A 21,852-nucleotide genomic window follows, 5' to 3' on the forward strand; every position below is an offset into this window, starting at 1 on the left:
TCAGGTGTCTACCAAACAGGGGTCAGGTCCGAGCGATAGTCCGTATGCGAGCCGCATAGTGCTCGCAACTAAGGAATCTACAAGCACGGTAACTCGCGATAGGAGACCAGTCGCGTTAAGGGCTTGTACTGATGAAAAAGCTGTCTGGATAGAACGTGATGAAGATGACGGAAGCGGTTTAACGCTTGTGCGTATGGGAGTCGACGGGTTGTTGTCTGAATCTCGCCTTGATATACCTGCCGGAACAGTCGCATCCGAATACTTCTCTGCTCTTGGGTGTGGGAAAGAAAAATCATATATTTCTTTTCCTGACGATACTGGTGGTGCGTATGTTGTCTCGGTTGGTACCTCGAATGAAAAACCAACTTTAAAACACGAAGGAAATATCGAAAGGCTGCCGATACCAGGCGTAAATAGGTCCTCTCGCTACGAAGAAGGAAGCGTGTCGTACTTTACGAGTCGAGGAACGATCGTGGCACTTGATCTCGAGCGTCAGGAAGTTAAAGAAACTGAACCGCTAATCGGCGCAGATCGCCGTCCTGTATCTGCAACTATCGACGGCGGAAATCTATATATCGTGACTCAGCCGATTGAAGGTGCTGAGGAGCTTCGCGTACATTCTTTTACATTCAAAGACCCAGCTGCGGATAAGGATGGCGCGCATATCGCGAAGCTTAGCCAGCTTATGCAAGGTGGTACTGCAAAAGGTGCATACACAATTCCGATGTCTATTTACCCTTTCGATAAACGGACGGAATAATGCCTAGAAGAGCTTTATTTTCTGCTCTTTACCTCGCATGGAAATCGCAAGTCCACTGCCTGGCTGATGCGCCTAGCCGACATTTCTGACAAAGATGAACTCGTCATCAAGGTCAACACACTGGTGGCCATCAAGGGCGTGCATGACGTTCGAGTGAGCGTCGAGGTAGGACGAAGCACGATTCCGCCAGAGCTTAGAATATCGACACCAACCGGGATTGAAACCGAATTCTTTAATCAGAATCCACTGCAGGAAACAATAGAAATCAAGGCAAAAGTCTAGGAAAACTCGGAGCACTTCAGAATGAGTTCACGCTACGCACGTCAGGAAGCCCTCTGGGGAACCTCCACACAGCAACGACTTCGCGCTTCCACAGTCGCCGTCATCGGTGCCGGCGGCCTGGGCTCGCCTGCCCTTCTCTACCTGGCAGGCGCAGGCGTGGGGCGCATCCTGCTTTTCGACGACGACACCGTCTCCCTCTCCAACCTGCACCGCCAAGTCATCCACAGCACGGCGACCGTGGGCCAGCCCAAGACTGAATCCGCCGCTGAAGCCTTGAGCGCCCTCAACCCCGAGTGCACCGTCGAGCAGTTCTCGCGCCTCACGCCTGATACCGCCTTGGAGCAACTGCGCGGCGCTGACCTCATCATCGACGGCACCGATAACTTCTACTCCCGCCACCTGGCCTCCTGGGCCGCCCATGAGCTGGGCATTCCGCACGTGTGGGCATCGCTGCTGGGATACGACGCGCAGCTCACCGTCTTCCACTCCGGCCACGGCCCGGTCTACGAGGACCTCTTCCCCACCGACCCGCAGGTACCCTCCTGCTCACAGGCCGGAGTGATGGGACCGGTCGTCGGCGTGGCCGGCTCCGCCCTAGCGGTGGAGGCCCTCAAGCTCCTCACCGGCATCGGCACCCCGCTCATCGGCACGCTGGGCTACTACGATTCCCTCGCCGGTACCTGGGAATACATCCCCGTACGCGCCAACGGCGCCGTCCCGACGCGCCCCGACAACCCCACCGACGTCCGCGAGATCCCTGAGGACGCCACGCTTATCGACGTCCGCACCGCCCCCGAACGCGCTACCTCCCTCATTCCCGGCTCGCAGCACTTCCCACTCGATGACATCCTCGCTGGCCACAACCCGCCCATCGACCCCGCCGACCTCGCCGTCCTCTACTGCGCCAGCGGCCTGCGCTCCTCCCAAGCAGTCGAGGCCTTGCGCGCCCGCGGCTTCAGCAACGTTTACTCTCTGCGCGGCGGCATCGATGCCTGGCAAGAATCTCATCGCGATGGGGTCTAGACATGGGACTTCACCTCGTGTAATCATGTTTACATGAGTAGTTCAGTTATCAGTTTGCGTATTGACGCAGAGCAAAAGGAGCGCCTTGATTCTTTGGCGTCCAAGACTGGACGTTCTGGCGCGTTTTACCTCCGAAAGGCACTTGACGCTTACTTGGACCAGTTGGAATACGTCTATGCGCTGGAGGCCGAGGCCGAGGCCGCACGCCGTGGCGAGCTAGAGACCATTTCTCTTGAAGACCTAGAGGCTGAATGTGGCGTGGAGAATTAGCTTCACGCCGCGCGGTGCAAAAGCCTTCCGAAAGTTAGACAAACCAACGCAGAAGAGAGTCAGCAGGTTTCTTCGCGAAGTGGCAGAACTCGAAGACCCGCGCTCGCGCGGCAAGCGTCTCGTGGGGGATAAATCCGGCCTGTGGCACTGGTGAGTCGGGGACTACCGCGTTATCGCGGCAATATACGAAAACACAGTCACGGTCACCGTTGTTGACTTAGATCACCGACGCGAAGTCTACGATTAATCAGCCAGCGGGTCGGTTCCGCCGAGCTTCATCTCGAAACGCTCGTAGTCCTCTAGGCTCGCAAAGTGCCGCGAGTAGAGATCACAATCGCGGTCTACATAACCATAGAGGGCTGGCGCGACATCCACGATGTGCCGTACCTTCACGTCCTCACCATCGGCCTGCTCGTTCGCCATCGCTTCAACGCGTTCTCGAGCCTTCTCGTCCGACTCCGCATACACAATATAAAAGTCCTCGCGGAAGAAGCTTTGGGCAGATGAACTGGACTTCTTAGCAAGCTCCATCACGACAATTCCAACATAAGGTTCCATTGCCGGCTACTGTCCTTTCCGGTTCTAGGTCAGCTTGGACTCGACTCTACCTGCTCACCCAGACCATGTAACGCGGAAAACTCAGCCGGCCGCCTTGAAAGCTCACTGTCATGCAGACCCGCCAGTATTACGTCGCCACCACTGCGGTGTGTGCTCTTACGCTGGGGCCAAACTGCGGCGCAAGGACTCGGCCCCAGGTCCCATCCCTGACCGCTTCGATCCGAAGTCTTTCCTCAACGCAACGGCTCTGATATGCGCTATAGCGCTACCGCTGCAGGTGTCACCATCTTCTACTCCGCGCAAGCAGTCGACGGCCTGCGCGCCCGCGGCTTCAGCAACGTCTACTCACTGCGCGGCGGCATCGATGCCTGGCAGGAGCACAACGACACATAGACCAAACCCCTGCTCAGTCTCCTCTGCCCACATGGCATCTTGTAAAAGGCATCAACCAGAAGGCGTTTTCAGAGCCATAAACGCCTTTTACCCCGCGCAAATGGCGTTTTTAATCCCAAAGATGCCTTTTGACAGATGCCATTTGCCAGACGCCTTTCGCAGAGGTCCTCGGCCTGCCGCCTTGTAAGCTTACTGCCATGAGAAGCCGCCAGTATTACGTCGCCACCGCTGTGGTGTGTGCTCTCACGCTGGGGTACATGCTGCTGCGCTGGGATTCGGTGCCTGATCCCATCCCGGTCCACTTCGATGGCTCGGGCAACCCGGACCGCTTCGAACCCAAGTCTTTCTTCAACGCCACCGCTTTGGTGTGGATTGGCGTTGTATTCGCCATTGCGCTGCCGTTGTGCGTGCCACCGGTCTCGCTGGCGCGAAAGACAACACGGGTTCCGGCGGAGTCAGCGCTTCCTTTCTCCGAGGTCACCGCACAGCGCGCGGAGCTGATCGCTGAAAAGACCACCACCTTCATCGCCCAGACAGTGTTCGCCATGACGACCTGCGTGTGCCTCACCGCGGTCTGCACGGTTGTACCGGACATCCCCTTCTCGGGCTTTCTCCTCGTGGCCGCGTGGATAGCCTTCACCCTGTTCATCATGATTCAAGGCGTCCGATTAACGCTGACATCTGCGAAGGCCGTGAAAGCCATACCAACCGACGATGATGAACAGGTTCGCAACGAAGCACTCCGCTTTGCCGGTGGCATGGGAGTCTACAAAGAACCTAAAGACCCGATGTGCATGGCAGTCTTTTCCACGAATCCTTCGAAGCTGCAGATCAACACCGCCCACGAACCGGGACGGCGCTACCTGTGGCGCATGGGCATTGCCCTTCTCGTATCCATAGCATTCTGCGTGCTCATCGACGTACTCTAGATGCATGGAGCACCTGTTTGAGCGCGCACACTCGATTCTTTCTGATGCCACCCACGTTGAGGTGTTCACCGGCGCGGGTATGAGTGCGGATAGCGGCATCGCCACATACCGCGATGCGCAGACGGGCATCTGGGAGAACGTGGATCCGGTCGCGATGGCGTCGATAAGCGCATGGCGTAATGAACCAAAGCCCATGTTCGCCTGGTACCTGTGGCGCGCCCAGCTGGCGCAGCGGGCCGAACCCAACGCCGGGCACCGCGCGATTGCTGCCGCACGCGGCATGACGGTGACCACGCAAAATATCGATAACCTGCACGAGCGCGCCGGAAGCCAGGACGTGGTCCACCTACACGGCTCCCTATTCGCCTTCCGCTGCACCGACTGCGATACACCGTACGACGAGGACATTGCGCTGCCGAAGAAACCGGTCGAGAGCATCACTCCACCCGAGTGCCCCGTGTGCGGCGGGCTCGTACGCCCAGGCGTGGTGTGGTTCGGTGAGGCTTTGCCCAACGACGAATGGGCCGAGGCCGAACGCCGCATGTCCACCGCGGACGCGCTGCTCATTGTGGGTACCTCCGGCGTGGTCTATCCCGCCGCCGGCCTGCCGCAGATTGCCCACGCGCGCGGCATCCCCATCGTGGAAGTCACCCCGCAGCCCACGGACCTCTCGCCGCTTGCCAGCGTGGTGGTCACCGCCACCGCAGCGGAGGCGCTGCCTCGCATCTTGGCGGGGCGGATCGATGGCAAAGACGAGTAGCAACCAGAAACCCCGCGGCCCTTGCCCACCGAAATGTACAAGATGTACATTTGCAGTATGAAAACGATGTCAGTGGCATCCAGCCAATTCCGCCAATCCCAAAGCCAAGTTCTTGAAGAGGCACAGCACACACCCGTCGCCATCACTAGTCGTGGAAGCCGGATTCGCGCTTTTGTCGTCTCTCCTTCATTTTTCGCCCGCGCAGTCGAAGCACTAGAAGATCGTGAGGATGTTCAGACCGCAGAGATTGCCCGAGGAGAAGCCGTAGAGATTTCACACGAAGACCTCAAAAAAGAACTCGGACTCACCTAATCGCCTTCTATGGCTGACTCCACTTATCACATCACCTATAAGGCATCCGCAGCCAAGGAGCTACGCAAGCTCGACAGGCCGACACAGAGGCGACTACTTGCTGCAATCGAAGACTTGGCCGTTACCCCTCGCCCTGATGGAGTAAAGAAGCTAAGAGCCTCAGACGACCTGTACAGAATTCGAGTCGGACACTATCGCGTAGTTTATGAAATCTTAGACGGAAAACTCGTGGTGCTCGTCCTGCGCATTGCTCACCGACGAGATGTTTACCGGAAATAGGTAAAATTCCTCTCAGATAAACAAAACCGGTTCCACCCTGCCAGAAGGTGAATACTCCACTTCGATCGGAAGATAGTTCTTACACAGCTAGATCGATGTCGTGCTCCTTAGCCTTTCCGTCTAGCACTTGCTCGTAAGACTCCAATAGCCGGCGAGCATTGACTGGGGAGCCGAAAAGATAATCAGTCTCTACCCACGCCGAATAGTTATCCTCTGACATCACGAAACCGCCTTCCTTACCACAACCATTATTCCCCCCGAGAGGAGATGAATCCATGCTCTACCTAGTTCCAGGAGCCTTAGCGGGAATCGTCTTTTATGTCATTCTCGCAGCAGTGAGCTGGGCTATCGAGAAAGCTTGGCCGCAATGCCACCTTGGAGCGCATAGCCGGTTGGTCATCCACTGCCTTGTCGCGATTGCATTTTCGATTTTCCTCGTCGTGGCTGGCGGCGGCGGAAACTCGGCCACCCACCTGCAAATTAGCGGATTCCTACTGGCAGGATGCGTTCTGAGCTTCGTTACAGCCGCATGGGACAGAAGCAAAGCCGCTACAAATGACCCCCAAAACAATTGGCGGAGGCGGCGGGATTTGAACCCGCGGTGAGTTTCCCCACGCTGGTTTTCAAGACCAGTGCATTCGGCCGCTCTGCCACGCCTCCTCGTCACGCGTCAGCATGCACCGCGCGCAACACATTCAGAGTACTAGACTCCGCCGCGGGAGAAGAATTCGGCTCATCACGTTGTGCAAAGCGCAACCTACTGAAAGCCATTGCCGCATATACCTTGCTCTGGTTTACTCGGGCCTATGCAGACAGTCGATACCCTCATCATCGGCAGTGGCGCGGCCGGCCTTCAGGCAGCACTGGTCATGGTCCGCGCCCGCCGCAGTGTCCCCGTTGTTGATTCCACCACTCCCCGCAATCGCTTCGCCCACGAAATCCATGGTGTCATCGCCCTCGAGGGCACACCACCACTCGAGTTCCAGGAGCGCGGTAAGGAGCAGCTGCGCAACTACGGCGTACAGATCGTCAACACCACCGTGGATTCCGTCACCGATAATGACCGAACACTCACCGCCACATTGAGTAATGGAGATACCGTCGCGGCCCGCTCCATCATCGTCGCCAGCGGTGTGGACGACGTACATCCAAACATCCCGGGACTCGAAGAAAACTGGGCAGATACAGTCCTCCACTGCCCTTACTGCCACGGGTTCGAGGTCGCCGACAAGAAACTCGGTGTTCTCTGCATCGGCGAGTTCTCCCTGCACCATGCAGCGCTCCTGCGCCAGTGGTCCAAGGACATCACCTTCTTCACCAACGGCATGAAGCTCACCGAGGAACAGCGCGCTGACCTGACCCGGCGGGGCATTGCGCTTGTCGACGGCCCCGTCACCGCCTTCCAGGACGGAAAAGTCCTGGTTGGGAGCACAACCCATGCCGTCGATGCACTGTTCTACATGCCTGTCCCTCACCCGCACGATGAGTTTCTCGCTGACCTCAACCTTGACCGCCACAGCCCGCCGTCGGGCATGGGCGGCAGCCTGATCAAAACGGGCCTCGCCGGTGCCACCAGCCACCCGCGCATCTGGGCGGTGGGCAACGTGGTCAACCCACCGGCACAGGTCGCGGTAGCGATGGGCGAAGCCAACGCCGCAGCCATCGCGGTCAATGCCTTCCTGGTCGAGGATGATTGGATTTAAGTACGGTGGTGTGGCATGAAAGCCATCATTCAGACCAATCTGGACGACCCGCACTCGCTGGAGTTGGGGGATGTCGCCACACCAGAACTAGCTGCCGGCGAAGTCCTCGTTAAAGTCAAAGCCGCCGGCGTAAACCGCGCCGACCTGCTCCAGGCCCGCGGGCACTACCCGCCGCCGCCGGGTGCTTCGGAGATTATCGGCCTCGAAGCCGCAGGCGAAGTCGTCGACGCCGGCAACACCGACGTCGCGGTTGGCTCCAAGGTCGGCGCGCTACTGGCCGGCGGCGGCTATGCCGAATACGTCGCCGTACCCAAGGGCCAACTGCTGCCCATCCCCAACGGCTATTCCTTTGCCGAGGCCGCCTCCGTCATCGAGGTGGCCTGCACCGTGTGGTCCAATATCGCGATGGAGGCGAAACTAAACAAGGGCCAAACCATCCTCATCCACGGCGGCGCGGGCGGTATCGGCACCTTCGCCATCCAGGTGGCGAAAAACCTCGGCGCCACCGTCGCGGTGACGGCTGGCTCGGACGAAAAACTCGAGACCTGCAAGGAACTCGGCGCGGACATCCTCATCAACTACAACGAACAGGACTTCGCCGAGGAACTGAAGAACCAGTGCGATGTCATCCTCGACATCATGGGCGCGAAGTACCTCAAGAAGAACCTCATCGCGCTGGCTAAGGGCGGCCACATGGTCACCATCGGAATGCAGGGTGGCACGAAGGCCGAGCTCAACATGGCCATCCTCCTCAACAAGCGCCTGACCCTGCAGGGCACCACGCTGCGCTCCCGCTCGCTGGAGGGCAAGGCCGCCATCGTTGCGGACACCGTCAAAAATGTCTGGCCTTGGTTGGAAGACGGCAGCGTCAAGCACCACCTGCACGCGACGTATGCGCTTGCCCGCGCCGCCGAAGCCCACAAAGCCCTCGACTCCGGCGAGGTCACGGGCAAGCTCGTCCTCGAGGTCTAAGCCAGCGACGCCACGACGCGGGTGAGGTGCTCTACGTCGTGGTACGTGCTGAACGGGCTCAGCGAAACCGTGACGGCACCGCCAACCTCCTCCACACCCATCTCCGTAAGCAGTGGGGTGTGCGGGGCGATGGTAGTCACCAACCCATTATCGAAGAGGCGGCGGTGGATCACGTCCGCAGGCACATCGCGCACGGCGAAGGTCAGGCGCGGGAGGCGGTCATCGGAGGCGTCGGCAGCCGCCTCCCCCGTCACGCCAAGGATGTGAACGGCCGGCAGCGTGCCCAACAAGCTATAGAGATCCCCCGTGAGATCCTCCATGTAACCCGCGAGGGCTTCCATCGAACGCGTCAGGCGCACGCGGCGCGAACCGCGCTCCCCGCCGGCAAGTTCTGCCAGATGATCCACCAAGGGCCCAACGCCACCCGCCAAGCCCGCGGAGACCGGGCCAACGACAATCTCATCGAGGCGGCGGAACATCGCGGTATCGCGGAAGACCAGCGCCGCCATCTGCGGGCCACCCAGCGCGCCCACATCCACACCAAGAATGTCTGCCCCAATCGCATCAAAGTCGAGGAGACGGTAGGGGGCGATCGATGAGACGTCGACAAGCGCCCATGCGCGCGAACGCTCATGGACCGCATCAACTATGTCCGAGGCCGGCGTGACCGTGCCCAGCAGCTCGTGCGCGGCGGAAAAAGCGACGAATCGCGTCGAGCCATCAACCAGATCGGCGTACTGGAAGGCTGGGAGCTCGCCCGTACCCAAATCCGGCTGCGCCCACCGAATATCAGCACCCACGTGCTCAAACGCGCGTGTCATCTCCGGCGAATCAAAGCGGGAGAGCACCACCGAAGACTGGCGGCGCAGCAGCGGGCGCAGTGCAACGCCCAAGGACTGGTAAAGCACCGGCAAGGACGGGCCCAGGATGACCCGTTCCGCCGTGGCACCCGTGAGATCCGCCACCGCCCGGCGCGCGGAGGCATACATGTCTGCCGCGTGGAGCTCCCCCGGATCGTTGTGCGCCGAGTGCGCACCCACGGCGTCCTCCAGCGGCTTCACCGTGGCGGACATGCGGAAAGAACGGGCAACACCAGAGGCCACGCGCTCCGCAATCTGCGGCGCGGCATGCGCGTTCAGGTAGGTCCAACCATCGGACAGACCAGTGTAAAGACCTCGCACGCTGGCGACGTCATACTGTTCCGTCATGCTTCAACCCTTCCTTCCGATGCGGATGAACGCCCCCTACTCTATACGCCCCACCTGAATCTTTCCTAACCCTCGGTTTTCCCAGCTCGCCCGTGTTTTCCCAGGTTACGGGCGTGTGTGTAGGTGTTTGTGGGACGTGCGCGCTAGGGTGAAGGGCGTGCAAGACAAGAAAAACCTGCGTGACGACGTCGCCCGCATGACCTCCGCGCCTGCACCCGGCGAGGAGCCGGCCTCGCGTTCCATGACCATGTCGGCGGCCTTCGCCGATCTCCTGCAAGGCGCTCGCCAGCGCGAGCTGTGGTTCAAGCTGGGCATCCAAGACATCAAGCAGCGCTACCGCCGCTCGGTGCTGGGTCCGTTCTGGATCACCATCGCGACCGGCGTGATGGCCGCGGCGCTTGGCCTGCTGTACTCCATGCTCTTCCAGATCCCCGTGGCGGAGTTCCTGCCCCACGTGACCGTGGGCCTGATTATGTGGAACTTCATTTCGGGCGCCATCAAAGAAGGCTCGACGGTCTTCATCGACAACGAGGGCCTAATCAAACAGCTGCCCGCGCCACTGTCGGTGCACGTCTACCGCTTGGTCTGGCGGCAAACCCTTTTCTTGGGTCACAACCTCATCATCTGGCTGTTGCTCATTCTTATCTTCCCGCGCCACTTGGGCTGGGAGTTCTTCCTGTTCATCCCGGCACTGGCACTCTTCCTGGTGAACGGCGTGTGGGTGGCCATGTTCTTCGGCATCATCGCCACCCGCTTCCGCGACGTTGCCCCGCTGCTGGAGGCTCTAACCCAGCTGCTCTTCTACGTCACGCCGATCGTGTGGATGACCAACACCCTGAAGGATCAGGGAGGTGCCGTGGCCAGCCGCGCACGCATCGCTGAGATCAACCCGCTGTATCACTACATGGAGATCATCCGCGCCCCCATGATTGGTGAACCCGTCGCCGGCTATCACTGGCTCATCGTCATCGGCTGCACCGTCGCCGGCCTGCTCATCGCCGGCTTGGCCATGCGCCAGTGGCGCTTCCGCGTCTCCTACTGGGTCTAGAAAGGATCGTCCATGGTTTCCATTGATACGTATAACGCTTGCGTGGACTTTCCCATCTTTGATGCCAAGTCCCGCTCTCTCAAGAAGGCGATGCTCTCCACGGCCGGTGGCTCCATTGGCAAGAATGACCAGAACGTGGTCATGGTGGAAGCGCTCAAGGACATCAACCTCCACCTGCGTGAGGGCGACCGCGTCGGCCTCGTCGGCCACAACGGCGCGGGCAAAACAACCTTGCTGCGCCTGCTCTCCGGTATCTACGAGCCCACCCGCGGCGCCGCCAACGTGCGCGGACGCGTGGCCCCCGTCTTTGACCTCGGCGTGGGCATGGACCCGGAGGTTTCCGGTTACGACAACATCATCATCCGCGGCCTCTTCCTGGGCCAGACCATCAAGCAGATGAAGGCCAAGATGGATGAGATCGCGGAATTCTCTGAGCTGGGTGATTACCTCTCCATGCCGTTGCGCACCTACTCCACCGGTATGCGCGTGCGCCTAGCGCTGGGCGTGGTGACCTCCATTGAGCCGGAGATCCTGCTTCTCGACGAAGGCATCGGCGCCGTCGACGCCGCTTTTATGGCCAAGGCCCGCGTCCGTCTTCAGGACCTGGTGAAGCGCTCCGGCATCCTGGTCTTTGCCTCCCACTCCAACGACTTCCTGGCGCAGCTGTGCGATACCGCCCTGTGGATCGACCACGGCCAGATTCGCTCGGTGGGCGAGGTCTCCGAGGTCGTCGGCGAATACGAAGGCCCCGAGGTGGGCCAGTACGTGCGGGACTTGCGCAAGCGCTTCGACAACGAGGAGAACGCCTAGCCACGGCCTTTGTTGTCACTGCCATACTGCGCATCAATCATCCACGTTCCGCGCTGCCGGAAGGCCGGGATGGTACCCCGCGCCGCCTTATTGGCGGCCGCGGACCCAGAAACGCCATTAGCCTTTGCCCATTCCGCTAGGCGAATCACCTTCGGCGCGGTCATGAGCGTTATGCGCTTGTGTAGGGACTCGACGAGTTGCCGCGCGATGAGCGTGCTCAGCGCAGAGAAGTCCCCACTAACTGGGTAGCCACGGAACACAGGGTAATAGTGGCGCTCTTTTCCCTTGTTCGGAATGATGATGGGCGGTGCCCCTAGCTCCAAGAGCTGTTGATTGATAATGACGCGCCCGATGCGCCCATTGCCGTCTGAAAAAGGATGGATGGTTTCAAATTCCGCATGAAACCGCGCGATTCGGTCAACAAAGAAGCTGGTGTCCTCGTAGTATTCGGCAATGGCTGTGTCCACCAGCCTGTCCACGTATTCAGGGTTGGCCCCCATATGAGCGCCCACGCGAACCCACTCCCCCCTTCGACGAAAGTGCCCCGCCCAGTCGTCATTGATGCCGCGAAGCAATATGCCATGCAATCGCAGAATGAGGTTTGCATCGAGCTTACCGACGCCCCGAATAAGTTCCTCAGTCACGTCCGCCAGGTTTTTGGCCTCAAAGACTTCCCGTAAATCGTGCGCTCTGGTGGTGAACCCCGCCAAGATGTTCTCGGTGTCTTCCAAAGTCAACGTGGAATTCTCAATGGCGTTCGAGTTATACACCGACTCCGCTACCTCTGCGCGTGCTATCTCTGCAATGGCCTCGGAGTTGTCCTCCCGCAACGCTGCATATTGATCAAGAAGAGCGTCAATTTTTGAGGCGGTCCGCGCGTTAAGCATGCCAATATTATACAAGTATCCGTGAAAACGAGTCGATACTCTCCCATTTTCACGAATCATTCGTCATACTGCGTAGTTTGCTCCCAAAAGCTCGCGCAGTTCCTCACTCATCCCGGCCACAATCACTTCCGGCCCCGGCTGGTAATCTTCTTTGCTCAGCACGGCCTTATTGCCTTCGATGGTGTACCCCAGCTTGCGTGATACAGCCTGCGACGCCTCGTTCCCCGGCTCCCATTCGGAGCGCAACGTGCGCGCACCCAAGTAATCAAAACAAAAGACCGCAGCGGCGTGGCGAACCTGCGTACCTATCCCGCGGCCCTGAAGGCGGTGGTAGATCCACGAGCCAGTTTCGACCTCATGGTTATCGGGAAAACTCTTCGCCCGCAGATCCACAGAACCAATGACTTCACCATCAAGATGCACTCCGAAGTCGAGCGACCATTCTTCCGGGGACATCTGCGCGCGGTGCGCCCACCGGAAACCTGGATCAGGCTTCTGCTTCAACCACGGAAACGTGTAATCCGGTAGCGGCTCACCAAAAATCTCGGCGGCAGTGACACCATGAATCGCAGCGATGTCGTTATCACGCAGCACCCGCAGGGTCAGGTCACCCACGTGGATGGAAACTCGAAAGGGAGCCCACATTTCTTCAACGCTTCGTACGGTCATAAGGTCACTCTACTGTGTGCGGAACTCGTCAATGGGCCCATGCGCTGGAAGAATGCATACCCCTGTATGGGTGAATCACGATAGATACTTTTTCTATTTGCTCTTTTTCTTAGTTCCTTTCAAGCTAAAATTGTCGCGAGCCTGAATCACAGGCACCGTTCTCTCTTAACTCTAAGGAGCCCTATCATGAAGCGTTTCGCTGCTGGCGTTGTTGCCGCCGCTACCGCACTGTCCCTGTCCACTGGTGTTGCCTCTGCTGCAACTAACTCCGATGACGTCCAGGTAGCCACGGGAGTTCTTGACCTTCTCGGCGCCGCTGCTGCCAATGGTGTTTCTGATCCGCATGAGGGTTCCTCAGACATCAGCTCTAAGGCTCAAGGTGGAGAATGGTCGACCAACTCCTCCAAGGACTGGTTCAAATTCTACGGCTCTTCCTACGACAACGATCTCAAGCAGGGCTACGCTGCTGGCACCACCGCTGACATCCTCTGGGGCGTTGGCATCGCCGCTGCCGTCCTCGGCGCTGCTTACACTGCAGTTCAGAACGGCCTGATCCCGGGCGCTTCCCTTCCGTTCTAATTTGAACGCATCAAGCTTTTAGCTTTGAAGTTCTAGCTCCAGTCCTTTGAGGGCTGGAGCTTTTCCATATCGCATACTTTTAGCCTTCGCTTCTTTATCATTTTCTTTACTTTCACTTTCTCTACCTTTCTTCCAAGGAGTACCTCCATGAAGCGTTTCACCGTCGCTGCCGTTGCCGCCACCACTGCACTGTCCCTGTCCATCGCCCCGGCTACTGCTGCTGAGAAGGGTTCCTCTGAGGTCTCCGAGGCTGAGGTCTTTGGCTACATTCTGAAGCAGAGTGGCAAAGAACTCGTCGGCGGTGACGGCTTCGCCTCCTCCGTGGATTACGGCATTGAGAAGGGCGCTGAAGCTATCAGCAGCAAGGGCAGCAGCGAGGGCAGCAGCTCCCCTGAAGAAATCAAGGAAGGACTTGAGACTGCCGGCTCCGCCAAGGACGTGGCCATGTCTTCCCTGAAGAATGACACTGCCAAGGAATACCCGGTGGGCACCACCGCTGAGATCATCGTTGGCACCTCCATCGCCGCGATTGTGCTGGGCCTCATTGCTGGTGTTGTCAATGCTGTGAACTCCGGCTTCATCAAGGTTCCGGGCTTCAACGCCTAAACCTTTGCCACCTCCATGTCACGCACCTGAGCGCCACATGCGGGTGGCACAATAGAACCCATGACTGCCACCCTGTCCCAGGCCGGAACAACGGCCGCTGTGATCGTCACCCACCAGCGCGTGGAGCTGCTGCGCGCCTCCCTTGAGCAGGTGGTGAACCAGACGCACCCGGTGCAGTGGGTGATCGTGGTGGATAACGGTGCGGAAGCAGCAGTGAAGGAGCTCCTCCACGAACTGGCCGGCGAGCGCGGCGTCTACGTGCCTTCCGAAACCAATCTGGGCGGTGCCGGCGGCTTCGCGTTGGGATTCCTGACGGCTCTGGCCCTGGGCGCGGATGCGGTGTGGTGTGCGGATGATGACGGACGGCCCGCCGACCACCAGGTGCTAGAGGAGCTCTACCGTGTTGCGGAAAACCACGCACTCCACGAAGTCTCCCCCGCCGTGTGCAATATCAATGAGCCCGCCAAGCTGGCCTTTCCCCTGCGCCAGGGCCTGGTGTGGCGGCGCTACATGAGCGAGCTGGAGGGTGATTTTCTCCCTGGCATCGCCTCCCTGTTCAACGGCGCGCTCATCTCCGCAGAAGCCATGGAGATCATTGGCGTCCCAGACTACCGCCTGTTCATCCGCGGTGATGAGGTGGAGTACCACCGCCGCCTGGTCAACTCGGGCCTAAACTTCGGCACCGCGCTGACCACGAGCTACCTGCACCCGGATGGCTCCGATGAGTTCAAGCCCATCCTCGGCGGAAAGATGCACACGCAATACCCGGAGGGCGAGTTCAAGCGTTTCTTTACCTACCGCAACCGCGGCTACCTGTTGTGGCAGCGCGGCATGCGCAAGCTGCTGCCGCAAGAATTCGCGCGCTTTGGTTGGTTCTTCCTAGTTCAGCAGCATGACGTGAAGGGCTTTATGGAGTGGCTGCGCCTGCACAACCGCGGCCGCAAGGAAGACTTCCGCCGGCCCTAAACCTCAAAGGACTTGCGCGTGCTGCGGAAAATCACCCACCGCTGCACAAAGAAGTTGATAAGCGTTGCCGTGCCCTGGGCAATCACGAAAGCGACCGCCAGCGCCCAGGACGAAGGCCAGTCCAGCGTGTGATCAAAGAAGGGGAAAGCCCAGCGATACAGCACAATGTTGATCGCATAGGTCATGGCGTAGGTGGCAAACACGGCAGCAAAGCGGCGCTTCGATGCCCGCGCGTTGAAGGTCCACCGCCGGTTCAATAAATAAGCCACGAAGGTGCCGGCGGCAAAGCCTACGGTCCGCGAGGCCACATCGCCGAATACCCCTAAGCCAATTTGAAAGAGCCAGGTCAGGGAGACGTCGATAAGCGCGGCAATGGCTCCCGTGATCGCGAACTTCGCGCCCTGCGCCTGCAGGGAATTCGACCGTGAGAGGCGTTCGGCGCGACCGGGCATGGCTACTTTCCTTTGAAGATGAAGGCGCGCTGAATGGCGAAGTTGGTCACCGTAGCAACGCCTTGTGCGATGACGAAGGCGATGGTGTCCTTGACCGCGCCTTCAAAGCCCAAGCTGATCAGCGGGGCATTAAGCACCCAATACAGGAAATTTTGCACTGCAAAGGTGGACAGGTACAGCAAGCCCACGGCACCGGCGGTGCGGCCGGAAACCTGGGCACCAAAAGTCCACCGGGCATTGGCCACATAGGCGGCGATGGTGCCGAAAACCCAGCCAATCGCCTTCGCCAGGGAGCGATGCAGACCCAAGTAGGTAAGGAAGAGGGTCAGGCCGTAATCAATCGCGGCGGTGAAAACACCGACGGACACGAAGCGCACGAGTTGGGTCTTCATGCTAGAGGTAGGTTCAGTCACGGCGAAATACTTTACCCGCGGATAAGGGCGCGGTAAATGTCCAGGCGATCCACGGGCGCGACGGCATCTTCACCATAGGCGCCGAGGGATGACAAAACCTTAAGCGACGCAGAGCACAGCTCCCGAATCGCCGAACCGCGTAATTCCTCACCGTCATCGTCGACCCAGCCCAGAGCGGCCATGGCGGTCTCTACGACGGAATCAGTCAACTCGCGCCCGCCCATGCAGGACAGTGCCAGAGCCATGGACCAGAAAGCATCCTTGCCCTCATTCGTCACCTCGCGCGGCAAGGTGCGCAGCTGGCGGTACGCCTGAGCATCAATGCTTACCTCACGCTTCAGATCCAGTGCTTGGAGGAGCGGAACGAAGTCGTAGAGACGGGTTCTCTCAATCAGCGCGTGGACGGGACTAATGACAAGATCCAACACCTCATCGATGGTTTCCTGGCCCGTGAGCTCCGCATTCACGGCGGTGAGATCAAAGGGGGTCTGGAAAGAACCGGAACCGCCCACACACAGGGCCTCCGGCGTCCCGCTATCGCGCGGGTAGGTCTCCACCACAACGATTTCGAAGTCCCACAGCCCCCAGGCGTAATCAACCTGCTCGCCTTCGCGGCTCAAGAATTCGCGCACGGTATGGCTCGGATCGATGCGCTGGCCGCGGGCATCTGTGTGCTCAAAGAAGTGCCACGGTGAATCCTCTTGCGGCAGCCCGAAGCAGATTTCAAGAATGTGGTGGAGCTCTTCCAACGTGAGCGCGTCAGAGAAACCGATCTGGCGGTGAACCTCTGCTTCTGCGCGAACATTGGATACCTGGCACAGGAGGGTTTCACCACGATTGGCGCGGACCTGCGCCAAATCTGTGACCTGTGAGCTCATGTGCCCCACCATACGCATTTTTAGTTACGCGCGGTGAGCTCGCGTGCTTCAAGCTCGCTAAGGATGAGGACGATGGCAGCACTAATTCCGCCCCATACCGTCCAGGGTTTTGCCGCCCCACGGCGGCGAATAAACCGGACCACGCTTTGCTCAGTCTTCACAGTGATCCATCCACCCAGCACAAGAATGGCGAAGGCAACTGGGATGGCCCACACGGGAACGTCGGGGGTCTCCGGCTCCGGGCGGTCCTCATGGCTCTCTGCATTAGTGATAGCCACGAGCGCGCCGAATCCGAGGAAGGACAGCACGTAGGCGAAAACGAGCGCAGTCTTATTCTTGATCCAGTCAGGGAACGCGGTCATGATGCCCACGGCCGCAGCCTGGGTGATGCGTCCGGCAAGGGTGTCATCCAGCGCATAATTGTCTTGCTTGGGAGAAGTCATACCGCCCCACTTTAGGCGGGCGGTAGGCTACCGTGCATGTACTCCTCCAAAAAAGAGCACCTCACCCCGGCCCAGCGAGCAGCGCAAGATGAGCGCGCCGAGGAAGACAAACGCCACGGCCACTATCTGGCCACCGAACACACCTCGCTGCCGCTCAATGGTTTCATGACGCGGCTCATCGCCGAGGAACTCCCCATCCTCGATTCCGTCTCAAGGGCAAGAGTCTACGAGATCCTCCGTGAGTATGACGGCCCGGAGATCACCTCCCAGGAAGAGCTGCCGGAAGAGATCCGCGAGATTATGGATCTGTACTAATTCCGAACTAAAACCACATAACCGGACAGTACAAATGTTCCGTTTACTTGGCTTTTGTACCTAATCTCACGTTTTCACTCACGCCACAGGCACTGTCACCTAGGTAGGGTAGAGAACCGACCCATCACATCGAATCAAAGAGTAAGAGATGGAACTGCATACTACTGAGAAGTCCCTCCACGGTTGGGGCCGCACGGCGGCGACAACCGCCCACGTTTTGTCCACCCCAGACGTCGACGTCATCAAGACTGCCGTCGCCCAGGTGGCTGAGGACAATGCTGATAAGCCCGCCCACCTGCGCCGTGGCGTCATCGCCCGCGGTATGGGCCGTTCCTACGGTGACCCCGCGCAAAACGCCGGTGGCCTCGTCATCGACATGCAACCCCTCAACAAGATCCACTCCATCAATCCGGAGTCGGGCATTGTCGACGTCGACGGTGGCGTCACCCTTGACCAGCTCATGAAGGCCGCTCTGCCCTACGGCCTGTGGGTTCCTGTCCTGCCGGGTACCCGCCAGGTCACCATCGGCGGCGCTATCGGCCCGGATATCCACGGCAAGAACCACCACTCCGCCGGTTCCTTTGGTAACCACGTCACCTCCATGGAGCTGCTCGTCGCCGACGGCCGCGTCCTCCACCTAACCCCGGAGGGAGAGCACAGCGATCTTTTCTGGGCCACCGTCGGCGGCATGGGCCTGACCGGCATCATCCTGCGCGCGCAGATCAAGATGACCAAGACGGAAACCGCCTACTTCATCGCGGATACCGACCGCACCGATAACCTCGATGAGACCGTGGCCTTCCACTCCGATGGCTCGGAGCACAACTACACGTACTCCTCCGCGTGGTTCGACGTTATCTCCCCGGAGCCGAAGCTGGGCCGCTCCACCATTTCGCGCGGCTCTTTGGCCACCTTGGAGCAACTTGAGGAGCTCGCTCCGAAGCTGGCGAAGGACCCGCTGAAGTTCAATGCTCCGCAGCTGATGACGGTTCCGGATATCTTCCCGAACTTCACCATGAACAAGCTCTCCCTCATGGCTATCGGTGAGGCCTACTACCTCATGGGCGCCCCGGCGCGTAACCAGGTCAAGAACCTCACGCAGTTCTACCAGCCGCTGGATCTCATCGGCGAGTGGAACCGTGGCTACGGTTCCAACGGCTTCCTGCAGTACCAGTTCGTGGTGCCGACCGACGCCGTCGAGCCCTTCAAGGAGATCATCCGGGACATGCAGCGCTCCGGCCACTACTCCGCGCTCAACGTGTTCAAGCTCTTCGGCCCCGGAAACAAGGCCCCGCTGTCCTACCCGATGCCAGGCTGGAATGTCTGCGTGGACTTCCCCATCAAGCCGGGCCTGGGCGCCTTCCTCGACGATCTGGATAAGCGCGTCATGGAATTCGGCGGCCGCCTCTACCTGGCCAAGGAGTCCCGCACCTCGGCGGAGAACTTCCACAAGATGTACCCGGGCCTCGAGGGCTGGCTCAAGACCCGCAACGACATCGACCCGACCGGCGTCTTCGCCTCCGATATGTCCCGCCGCCTCGAGCTGCACTAGAAAGGAATCACCTCATGCTGAATGCAGTAGGCCAAGCACAACACATCCTCCTTCTCGGCGGCACCTCCGAAATCGGCCTGGGCATCGTCGAAGAATTCCTCGAGCGCGGCCCGGCCAAGGTCACCCTCGCGGCACGCGCCGACTCCCCGCGCATCGCGGATGCCCGCGCGACCATCGAGTCCCGCGGCGGCGACGTCGAGGTCATCGACTTTGACGCGACTGACTTCGAGGGCCACGGGGACGTCGTCAAGCGCGCGTTTGAGCGCGGCGATGTCGACGTCGCCATCATCGCCTTCGGCACCCTCGGTGACCAGGAAGAACTGTGGCAGGACCAGGCCAAGGCCGTCGCCTCCGCCCAGACCAACTACACCGCACCGGTCTCCCTCGGCGTCTTGCTCGGCCAGAAGTTCAAGGAGCAGGGCCACGGCACCATCGTGGCGATCTCCTCCGTCGCCGGCATGCGCGTGCGCCGCTCCAACTTTGTCTACGGCGCCTCCAAGGCCGGCGTGGACGGCTTCTTCATTAACCTCGGTGAGGCCCTGCGCGGCTCCGGCGCCAACGTGCTCGTGGTCCGCCCGGGCCAGGTCCGCACCAAGATGTCGGCGGAAGCCGGCGAAGCGCCACTGACCGTCAACGTCTCCGACGTGGCCAAGGCCACCGTCAAGGCGGTCCTGGACGGCAAGCAGTCCATCTTCGTGCACCCGCTGTTTGAGTACGTGTCCTTGGGATTCAAGTTCATCCCGCAGGCGATCTTCCGGAAGCTGCCTTTCTAAAGTTCCGCTAAGTCCACGGCGTGTGGGAAACTACTTACATGACTGAGTCTCCCACCATGTCGTCTCCCGCCGTGTCCCCCACCATGGAATATGACGTCGACCGCCTATCGCGTCGCGCCACCCTCGTGGGTATCGCCGCCGCCGCTCTAGGTGGTGGCCTTGTCACGCTTTTTGGCTTCTTTGCCTTTAAGACGGTCTCCCTCCCGGCGTTCAGTACGTCGATGGTGACCCGTGCGCTGAGCACCGCGGGAACTGCGCTCACCGTCCTCCTGGTGGGCGCGTTATGCGTGTGGTGGGTCATTGGCAGCTCGCCGCGGCCCCGGTGGCGGACGTGGCTCACCACCGCCCTGTGCTACATCTCCCCAGCGCTACTCACGCTAACTAGTATCGGCCTGCCTCTTTCGGCCTCCCGTCTCTGGCTCGACGGCGTCCAGGTCGATCAGGTGTTCCGCACCCAGTTCCTCACCCGCGTCACGGAAGCCAGCTCCTATGCGGACATGAACTACGAGGGCCTGCCCACCTTCTACCCGCTGGGCTGGTTCTGGATGGGCGGCCGGCTGGCCAACATCCTCAACATGCCCGGCTGGGAGGTCTACCAGCCCTGGAGCCTCATCTCCCTGGCCGTAGCCGGGTGCATCCTGGTTCCTCTGTGGCAGCGGCTTGTCGGTTCCCTACCGGTGGCCACCGCCATTGCCTTGACCACCACAGCGGTGACCCTGACCATCGGCGCTGAAGAACCGTATTCCGCGGTCATCGCAATGGGCGTACCAGCGGTAGCTGTCCTGTGCTCACACGCCTTCTACGGCTCCTCGTGGTTCTCCGCCGCCGCAATCGCCATCTACCTCGGAATCTCCGCCTGCTTCTACACGCTGTACACGGGAGCCGTGGCGCTTACCATCGTCAGCCTCATTGCACTCGTCACGTGCGTGGCCGACCGTACGTGGACTCCCCTCGTGCGCCTCGCCGCCATCGCGGCCGGATCCCTGGCCATCGCCGCGATTGCTTGGACACCGTATCTGCACGCCGTCCTGCACGCCACCGCCCCGCTAGAATCCACCGCGCAGCACTACCTGCCGGAGGAAGGCACCCAAATCCCGGCGCCCTTCCTCTCCTTGTCCGTCATCGGCGCCCTCAGCCTTATTGGCCTGATCTACCTCATCTTGCGCGTCGACGAACCCGAAATCAGAGCCATGGGCACCGCGCTTGTCGGCACCTACCTGTGGACTTTGGCTTCCATGGTCATGACTCTTGCCGGCAGCACGCTGCTGGGCTTCCGCCTGGAGCTAATGGTCGCGGTGCTCTTCGCCACGGCGGGCATTCTCGCGCTGGCCGACGTCCGCCTCATGGGCCTGCCCACGCTCTACCCGGCGGGCATTACTGAGACCACCAGCAAGCGCGTGACCCTGGTCTTTGCCATCATCATGGGGCTGGGCGGTATTTACTATGCGCAGCAGATCCCCGCGACGAACGTGACCGCCTTGGATCACGCTTATACCGATACCGACGGCTACGGGGAGCGCGCGGACCGCTACACCAGCGATTCTTCCGCTAATTACGGAAAGATCCGCGAATTCATCGACGCCCAGGGCTACGAGGCCACCGACACGGTTGTCCTGACCGATGAGAAGCTCTTCATGGCCTATAACCCCTACTACGGATTCAACGCCTTCACCAGCAACTACGCTAACCCGCTGGGAGAGTTCAGCACCCGCAATCTGCAGATCGAAGAGTGGGCCTCCAAATCCTGGGAACAAACTCCGGAAGAATTTGCGACGTCGCTTGAGTCCGCACCGTGGCGCGGGCCGGACGTCCTCATCTTCCGCGGAGACATCAAAAAACCCGGCGATGGTTACAAGACGCACGTGGCGGAAGACATCTACCCCAACCAGCCCAACGTGCGCTACCGCGCGGTGTTCTTCAATCCAGAGGTCTTCGATAAGGGCTGGGAAGTCGAACAGATCGGACCCTTCGTCGTCGCGGCCAGATCTTAATAAGCCAAGGCGGTGACGTAG

At 60.0% G+C, this 21,852-nt stretch carries 29 protein-coding genes and 1 tRNA gene; 20 read left to right on the forward strand and 10 right to left on the reverse strand.

All coding sequences use genetic code 11. The annotated features are described in order from the left end of the window. The 4 genes from HMPREF2822_RS13270 to HMPREF2822_RS02000 form a co-directional block, all read left to right on the forward strand. Positions 1 to 760 (forward strand): hypothetical protein (locus HMPREF2822_RS13270; RefSeq protein WP_232755540.1); only part of this gene is annotated, 760 nt, incomplete at its 5' end. 66 nt (positions 761 to 826) lie between these two features. Continuing rightward, positions 827 to 1,042, forward strand: a complete 216-nt coding sequence (locus HMPREF2822_RS01990; RefSeq protein ID WP_070444330.1) for a hypothetical protein — start codon at positions 827 to 829, stop codon at positions 1,040 to 1,042. Positions 1,043 to 1,063: 21 nt separating this feature from the next. Next, the gene (locus HMPREF2822_RS01995; RefSeq protein WP_070520230.1) at positions 1,064 to 2,065 is read left to right on the forward strand and encodes a ThiF family adenylyltransferase; all 1,002 of its coding nucleotides are present in this window, start codon (positions 1,064 to 1,066) and stop codon (positions 2,063 to 2,065) included. 33 nt (positions 2,066 to 2,098) lie between these two features. Beyond that, a complete protein-coding gene (locus HMPREF2822_RS02000) occupies positions 2,099 to 2,335 on the forward strand; it encodes a type II toxin-antitoxin system RelB family antitoxin (protein WP_042528789.1) in 237 nt (78 codons plus the stop codon). A 243-nt stretch (positions 2,336 to 2,578) separates the two neighbouring features. On the opposite strand, the gene HMPREF2822_RS02005 is transcribed toward HMPREF2822_RS02000, so the two are convergent. Then, entirely contained in the window at positions 2,579 to 2,893 is a 315-nt protein-coding gene (locus tag HMPREF2822_RS02005; RefSeq protein WP_070520233.1) for a DUF4288 domain-containing protein, read from the reverse strand. Positions 2,894 to 3,145: 252 nt separating this feature from the next. Here HMPREF2822_RS02005 and HMPREF2822_RS13275 point away from each other — a divergent pair, with 252 nt between their 5' ends. The 5 genes from HMPREF2822_RS13275 (at position 3,146) to HMPREF2822_RS02020 (ending at position 5,566) form a co-directional block, all read left to right on the forward strand. Beyond that, positions 3,146 to 3,286 (forward strand): hypothetical protein, encoded by a 141-nt coding sequence (locus HMPREF2822_RS13275; protein WP_158014566.1) that lies wholly within the window; start codon positions 3,146 to 3,148, stop codon positions 3,284 to 3,286. Between the two features lie 197 nt (positions 3,287 to 3,483). Continuing rightward, positions 3,484 to 4,215, forward strand: coding sequence for a DUF1648 domain-containing protein (locus HMPREF2822_RS02010; RefSeq protein ID WP_070520235.1), 732 nt, complete (start codon positions 3,484 to 3,486; stop codon positions 4,213 to 4,215). A gap of 4 nt (positions 4,216 to 4,219) precedes the next feature. Further along, complete coding sequence (locus HMPREF2822_RS02015) at positions 4,220 to 4,975, forward strand: NAD-dependent deacylase (protein ID WP_070520240.1); 756 nt, start codon at positions 4,220 to 4,222, stop codon at positions 4,973 to 4,975. A gap of 57 nt (positions 4,976 to 5,032) precedes the next feature. Further along, complete coding sequence (locus tag HMPREF2822_RS12870) at positions 5,033 to 5,287, forward strand: prevent-host-death family protein (RefSeq protein ID WP_369815736.1); 255 nt, start codon at positions 5,033 to 5,035, stop codon at positions 5,285 to 5,287. Between the two features lie 9 nt (positions 5,288 to 5,296). Then, the gene (locus HMPREF2822_RS02020) at positions 5,297 to 5,566 is read left to right on the forward strand and encodes a type II toxin-antitoxin system RelE family toxin (protein WP_070444336.1); all 270 of its coding nucleotides are present in this window, start codon (positions 5,297 to 5,299) and stop codon (positions 5,564 to 5,566) included. A gap of 79 nt (positions 5,567 to 5,645) precedes the next feature. Here the strand turns inward: HMPREF2822_RS02020 and HMPREF2822_RS13450 are convergent, their stop codons facing one another. Next, positions 5,646 to 5,786 (reverse strand): type II toxin-antitoxin system Phd/YefM family antitoxin, encoded by a 141-nt coding sequence (locus HMPREF2822_RS13450; protein WP_168163677.1) that lies wholly within the window; start codon positions 5,784 to 5,786, stop codon positions 5,646 to 5,648. Positions 5,787 to 6,138: 352 nt separating this feature from the next. Continuing rightward, positions 6,139 to 6,226: transfer RNA gene (locus HMPREF2822_RS02030), tRNA-Ser, on the reverse strand. A gap of 146 nt (positions 6,227 to 6,372) precedes the next feature. On the opposite strand from HMPREF2822_RS02030, the gene HMPREF2822_RS02035 reads away from it, so the two are divergent. Next, on the forward strand, positions 6,373 to 7,269 hold the full coding sequence (locus HMPREF2822_RS02035) for an NAD(P)/FAD-dependent oxidoreductase (RefSeq protein ID WP_070520241.1): 897 nt from the start codon (positions 6,373 to 6,375) through the stop codon (positions 7,267 to 7,269). Between the two features lie 15 nt (positions 7,270 to 7,284). Continuing rightward, on the forward strand, positions 7,285 to 8,241 hold the full coding sequence (locus HMPREF2822_RS02040; protein ID WP_070520242.1) for an NAD(P)H-quinone oxidoreductase: 957 nt from the start codon (positions 7,285 to 7,287) through the stop codon (positions 8,239 to 8,241). Here HMPREF2822_RS02040 and HMPREF2822_RS02045 read toward each other — a convergent pair. Then, positions 8,238 to 9,449, reverse strand: a complete 1,212-nt coding sequence (locus HMPREF2822_RS02045; RefSeq protein WP_070520243.1) for an aminotransferase class V-fold PLP-dependent enzyme — start codon at positions 9,447 to 9,449, stop codon at positions 8,238 to 8,240. The genes HMPREF2822_RS02040 and HMPREF2822_RS02045 overlap by 4 nt on opposite strands. 196 nt (positions 9,450 to 9,645) lie before the next feature. On the opposite strand from HMPREF2822_RS02045, the gene HMPREF2822_RS02050 reads away from it, so the two are divergent. After that, entirely contained in the window at positions 9,646 to 10,497 is an 852-nt protein-coding gene (locus HMPREF2822_RS02050) for a galactan export ABC transporter permease subunit Wzm/RfbD (RefSeq protein WP_070520410.1), read from the forward strand. Between the two features lie 12 nt (positions 10,498 to 10,509). Further along, entirely contained in the window at positions 10,510 to 11,307 is a 798-nt protein-coding gene (locus HMPREF2822_RS02055) for a galactan export ABC transporter ATP-binding subunit Wzt/RfbE (RefSeq protein ID WP_070520246.1), read from the forward strand. On the opposite strand, the gene HMPREF2822_RS02060 is transcribed toward HMPREF2822_RS02055, so the two are convergent. Both HMPREF2822_RS02060 and HMPREF2822_RS02065 read right to left on the reverse strand, forming a co-directional pair. Continuing rightward, on the reverse strand, positions 11,304 to 12,194 hold the full coding sequence (locus HMPREF2822_RS02060) for a Fic family protein (protein WP_070520248.1): 891 nt from the start codon (positions 12,192 to 12,194) through the stop codon (positions 11,304 to 11,306). The two genes, HMPREF2822_RS02055 and HMPREF2822_RS02060, sit on opposite strands and share 4 nt — an antisense overlap. A 63-nt stretch (positions 12,195 to 12,257) precedes the next feature. Continuing rightward, positions 12,258 to 12,863, reverse strand: a complete 606-nt coding sequence (locus tag HMPREF2822_RS02065) for a GNAT family N-acetyltransferase (protein ID WP_070520251.1) — start codon at positions 12,861 to 12,863, stop codon at positions 12,258 to 12,260. 186 nt (positions 12,864 to 13,049) lie between these two features. On the opposite strand from HMPREF2822_RS02065, the gene HMPREF2822_RS02070 reads away from it, so the two are divergent. The 3 genes from HMPREF2822_RS02070 to HMPREF2822_RS02080 all read left to right on the forward strand — a co-directional run bounded on the left by HMPREF2822_RS02070 (position 13,050) and on the right by HMPREF2822_RS02080 (position 15,014). After that, positions 13,050 to 13,442: a hypothetical protein gene (locus HMPREF2822_RS02070; RefSeq protein ID WP_070520254.1), complete on the forward strand. Its 393-nt coding sequence runs from the start codon at positions 13,050 to 13,052 to the stop codon at positions 13,440 to 13,442. Positions 13,443 to 13,589: 147 nt separating this feature from the next. Then, positions 13,590 to 14,048, forward strand: coding sequence for a hypothetical protein (locus HMPREF2822_RS02075; RefSeq protein WP_070520255.1), 459 nt, complete (start codon positions 13,590 to 13,592; stop codon positions 14,046 to 14,048). Between the two features lie 60 nt (positions 14,049 to 14,108). Next, positions 14,109 to 15,014, forward strand: a complete 906-nt coding sequence (locus tag HMPREF2822_RS02080) for a galactofuranosyltransferase GlfT1 (protein WP_070520256.1) — start codon at positions 14,109 to 14,111, stop codon at positions 15,012 to 15,014. Here HMPREF2822_RS02080 and HMPREF2822_RS02085 read toward each other — a convergent pair. The 4 genes from HMPREF2822_RS02085 to HMPREF2822_RS02100 are packed head-to-tail and all read right to left on the reverse strand — an operon-like array spanning position 15,011 to position 17,200. Beyond that, entirely contained in the window at positions 15,011 to 15,466 is a 456-nt protein-coding gene (locus tag HMPREF2822_RS02085; RefSeq protein ID WP_070520257.1) for a GtrA family protein, read from the reverse strand. The two genes, HMPREF2822_RS02080 and HMPREF2822_RS02085, sit on opposite strands and share 4 nt — an antisense overlap. Before the next feature lie 2 nt (positions 15,467 to 15,468). Beyond that, the gene (locus tag HMPREF2822_RS02090) at positions 15,469 to 15,858 is read right to left on the reverse strand and encodes a GtrA family protein (RefSeq protein ID WP_070520260.1); all 390 of its coding nucleotides are present in this window, start codon (positions 15,856 to 15,858) and stop codon (positions 15,469 to 15,471) included. A 32-nt stretch (positions 15,859 to 15,890) separates the two neighbouring features. Then, the gene (locus tag HMPREF2822_RS02095; protein ID WP_070520262.1) at positions 15,891 to 16,757 is read right to left on the reverse strand and encodes a plasmid pRiA4b ORF-3 family protein; all 867 of its coding nucleotides are present in this window, start codon (positions 16,755 to 16,757) and stop codon (positions 15,891 to 15,893) included. 20 nt (positions 16,758 to 16,777) lie between these two features. Continuing rightward, entirely contained in the window at positions 16,778 to 17,200 is a 423-nt protein-coding gene (locus HMPREF2822_RS02100; RefSeq protein ID WP_070520265.1) for a hypothetical protein, read from the reverse strand. A gap of 36 nt (positions 17,201 to 17,236) precedes the next feature. Between HMPREF2822_RS02100 and HMPREF2822_RS02105 the strand changes: the two genes are divergently transcribed. From HMPREF2822_RS02105 to HMPREF2822_RS02120, 4 genes are all read left to right on the forward strand, one after another. Then, positions 17,237 to 17,515 carry a hypothetical protein gene (locus tag HMPREF2822_RS02105; RefSeq protein ID WP_070520269.1) on the forward strand — a complete coding sequence of 93 codons (279 nt, stop codon included), beginning with the start codon at positions 17,237 to 17,239 and terminating at the stop codon, positions 17,513 to 17,515. A 148-nt stretch (positions 17,516 to 17,663) separates the two neighbouring features. Further along, the gene (locus tag HMPREF2822_RS02110) at positions 17,664 to 19,067 is read left to right on the forward strand and encodes a decaprenylphosphoryl-beta-D-ribose oxidase (RefSeq protein WP_070520272.1); all 1,404 of its coding nucleotides are present in this window, start codon (positions 17,664 to 17,666) and stop codon (positions 19,065 to 19,067) included. 14 nt (positions 19,068 to 19,081) lie between these two features. Next, positions 19,082 to 19,840, forward strand: a complete 759-nt coding sequence (locus tag HMPREF2822_RS02115) for a decaprenylphospho-beta-D-erythro-pentofuranosid-2-ulose 2-reductase (RefSeq protein WP_070520274.1) — start codon at positions 19,082 to 19,084, stop codon at positions 19,838 to 19,840. Positions 19,841 to 19,878: 38 nt separating this feature from the next. Continuing rightward, positions 19,879 to 21,831: a galactan 5-O-arabinofuranosyltransferase gene (locus tag HMPREF2822_RS02120; RefSeq protein WP_070520277.1), complete on the forward strand. Its 1,953-nt coding sequence runs from the start codon at positions 19,879 to 19,881 to the stop codon at positions 21,829 to 21,831. Positions 21,832 to 21,852: the final 21 nt, after the last annotated feature.

The sequence above is a fragment of the Corynebacterium sp. HMSC062E11 genome (genome assembly GCF_001811845.1).
GTDB lineage: Bacteria > Actinomycetota > Actinomycetes > Mycobacteriales > Mycobacteriaceae > Corynebacterium > Corynebacterium hesseae.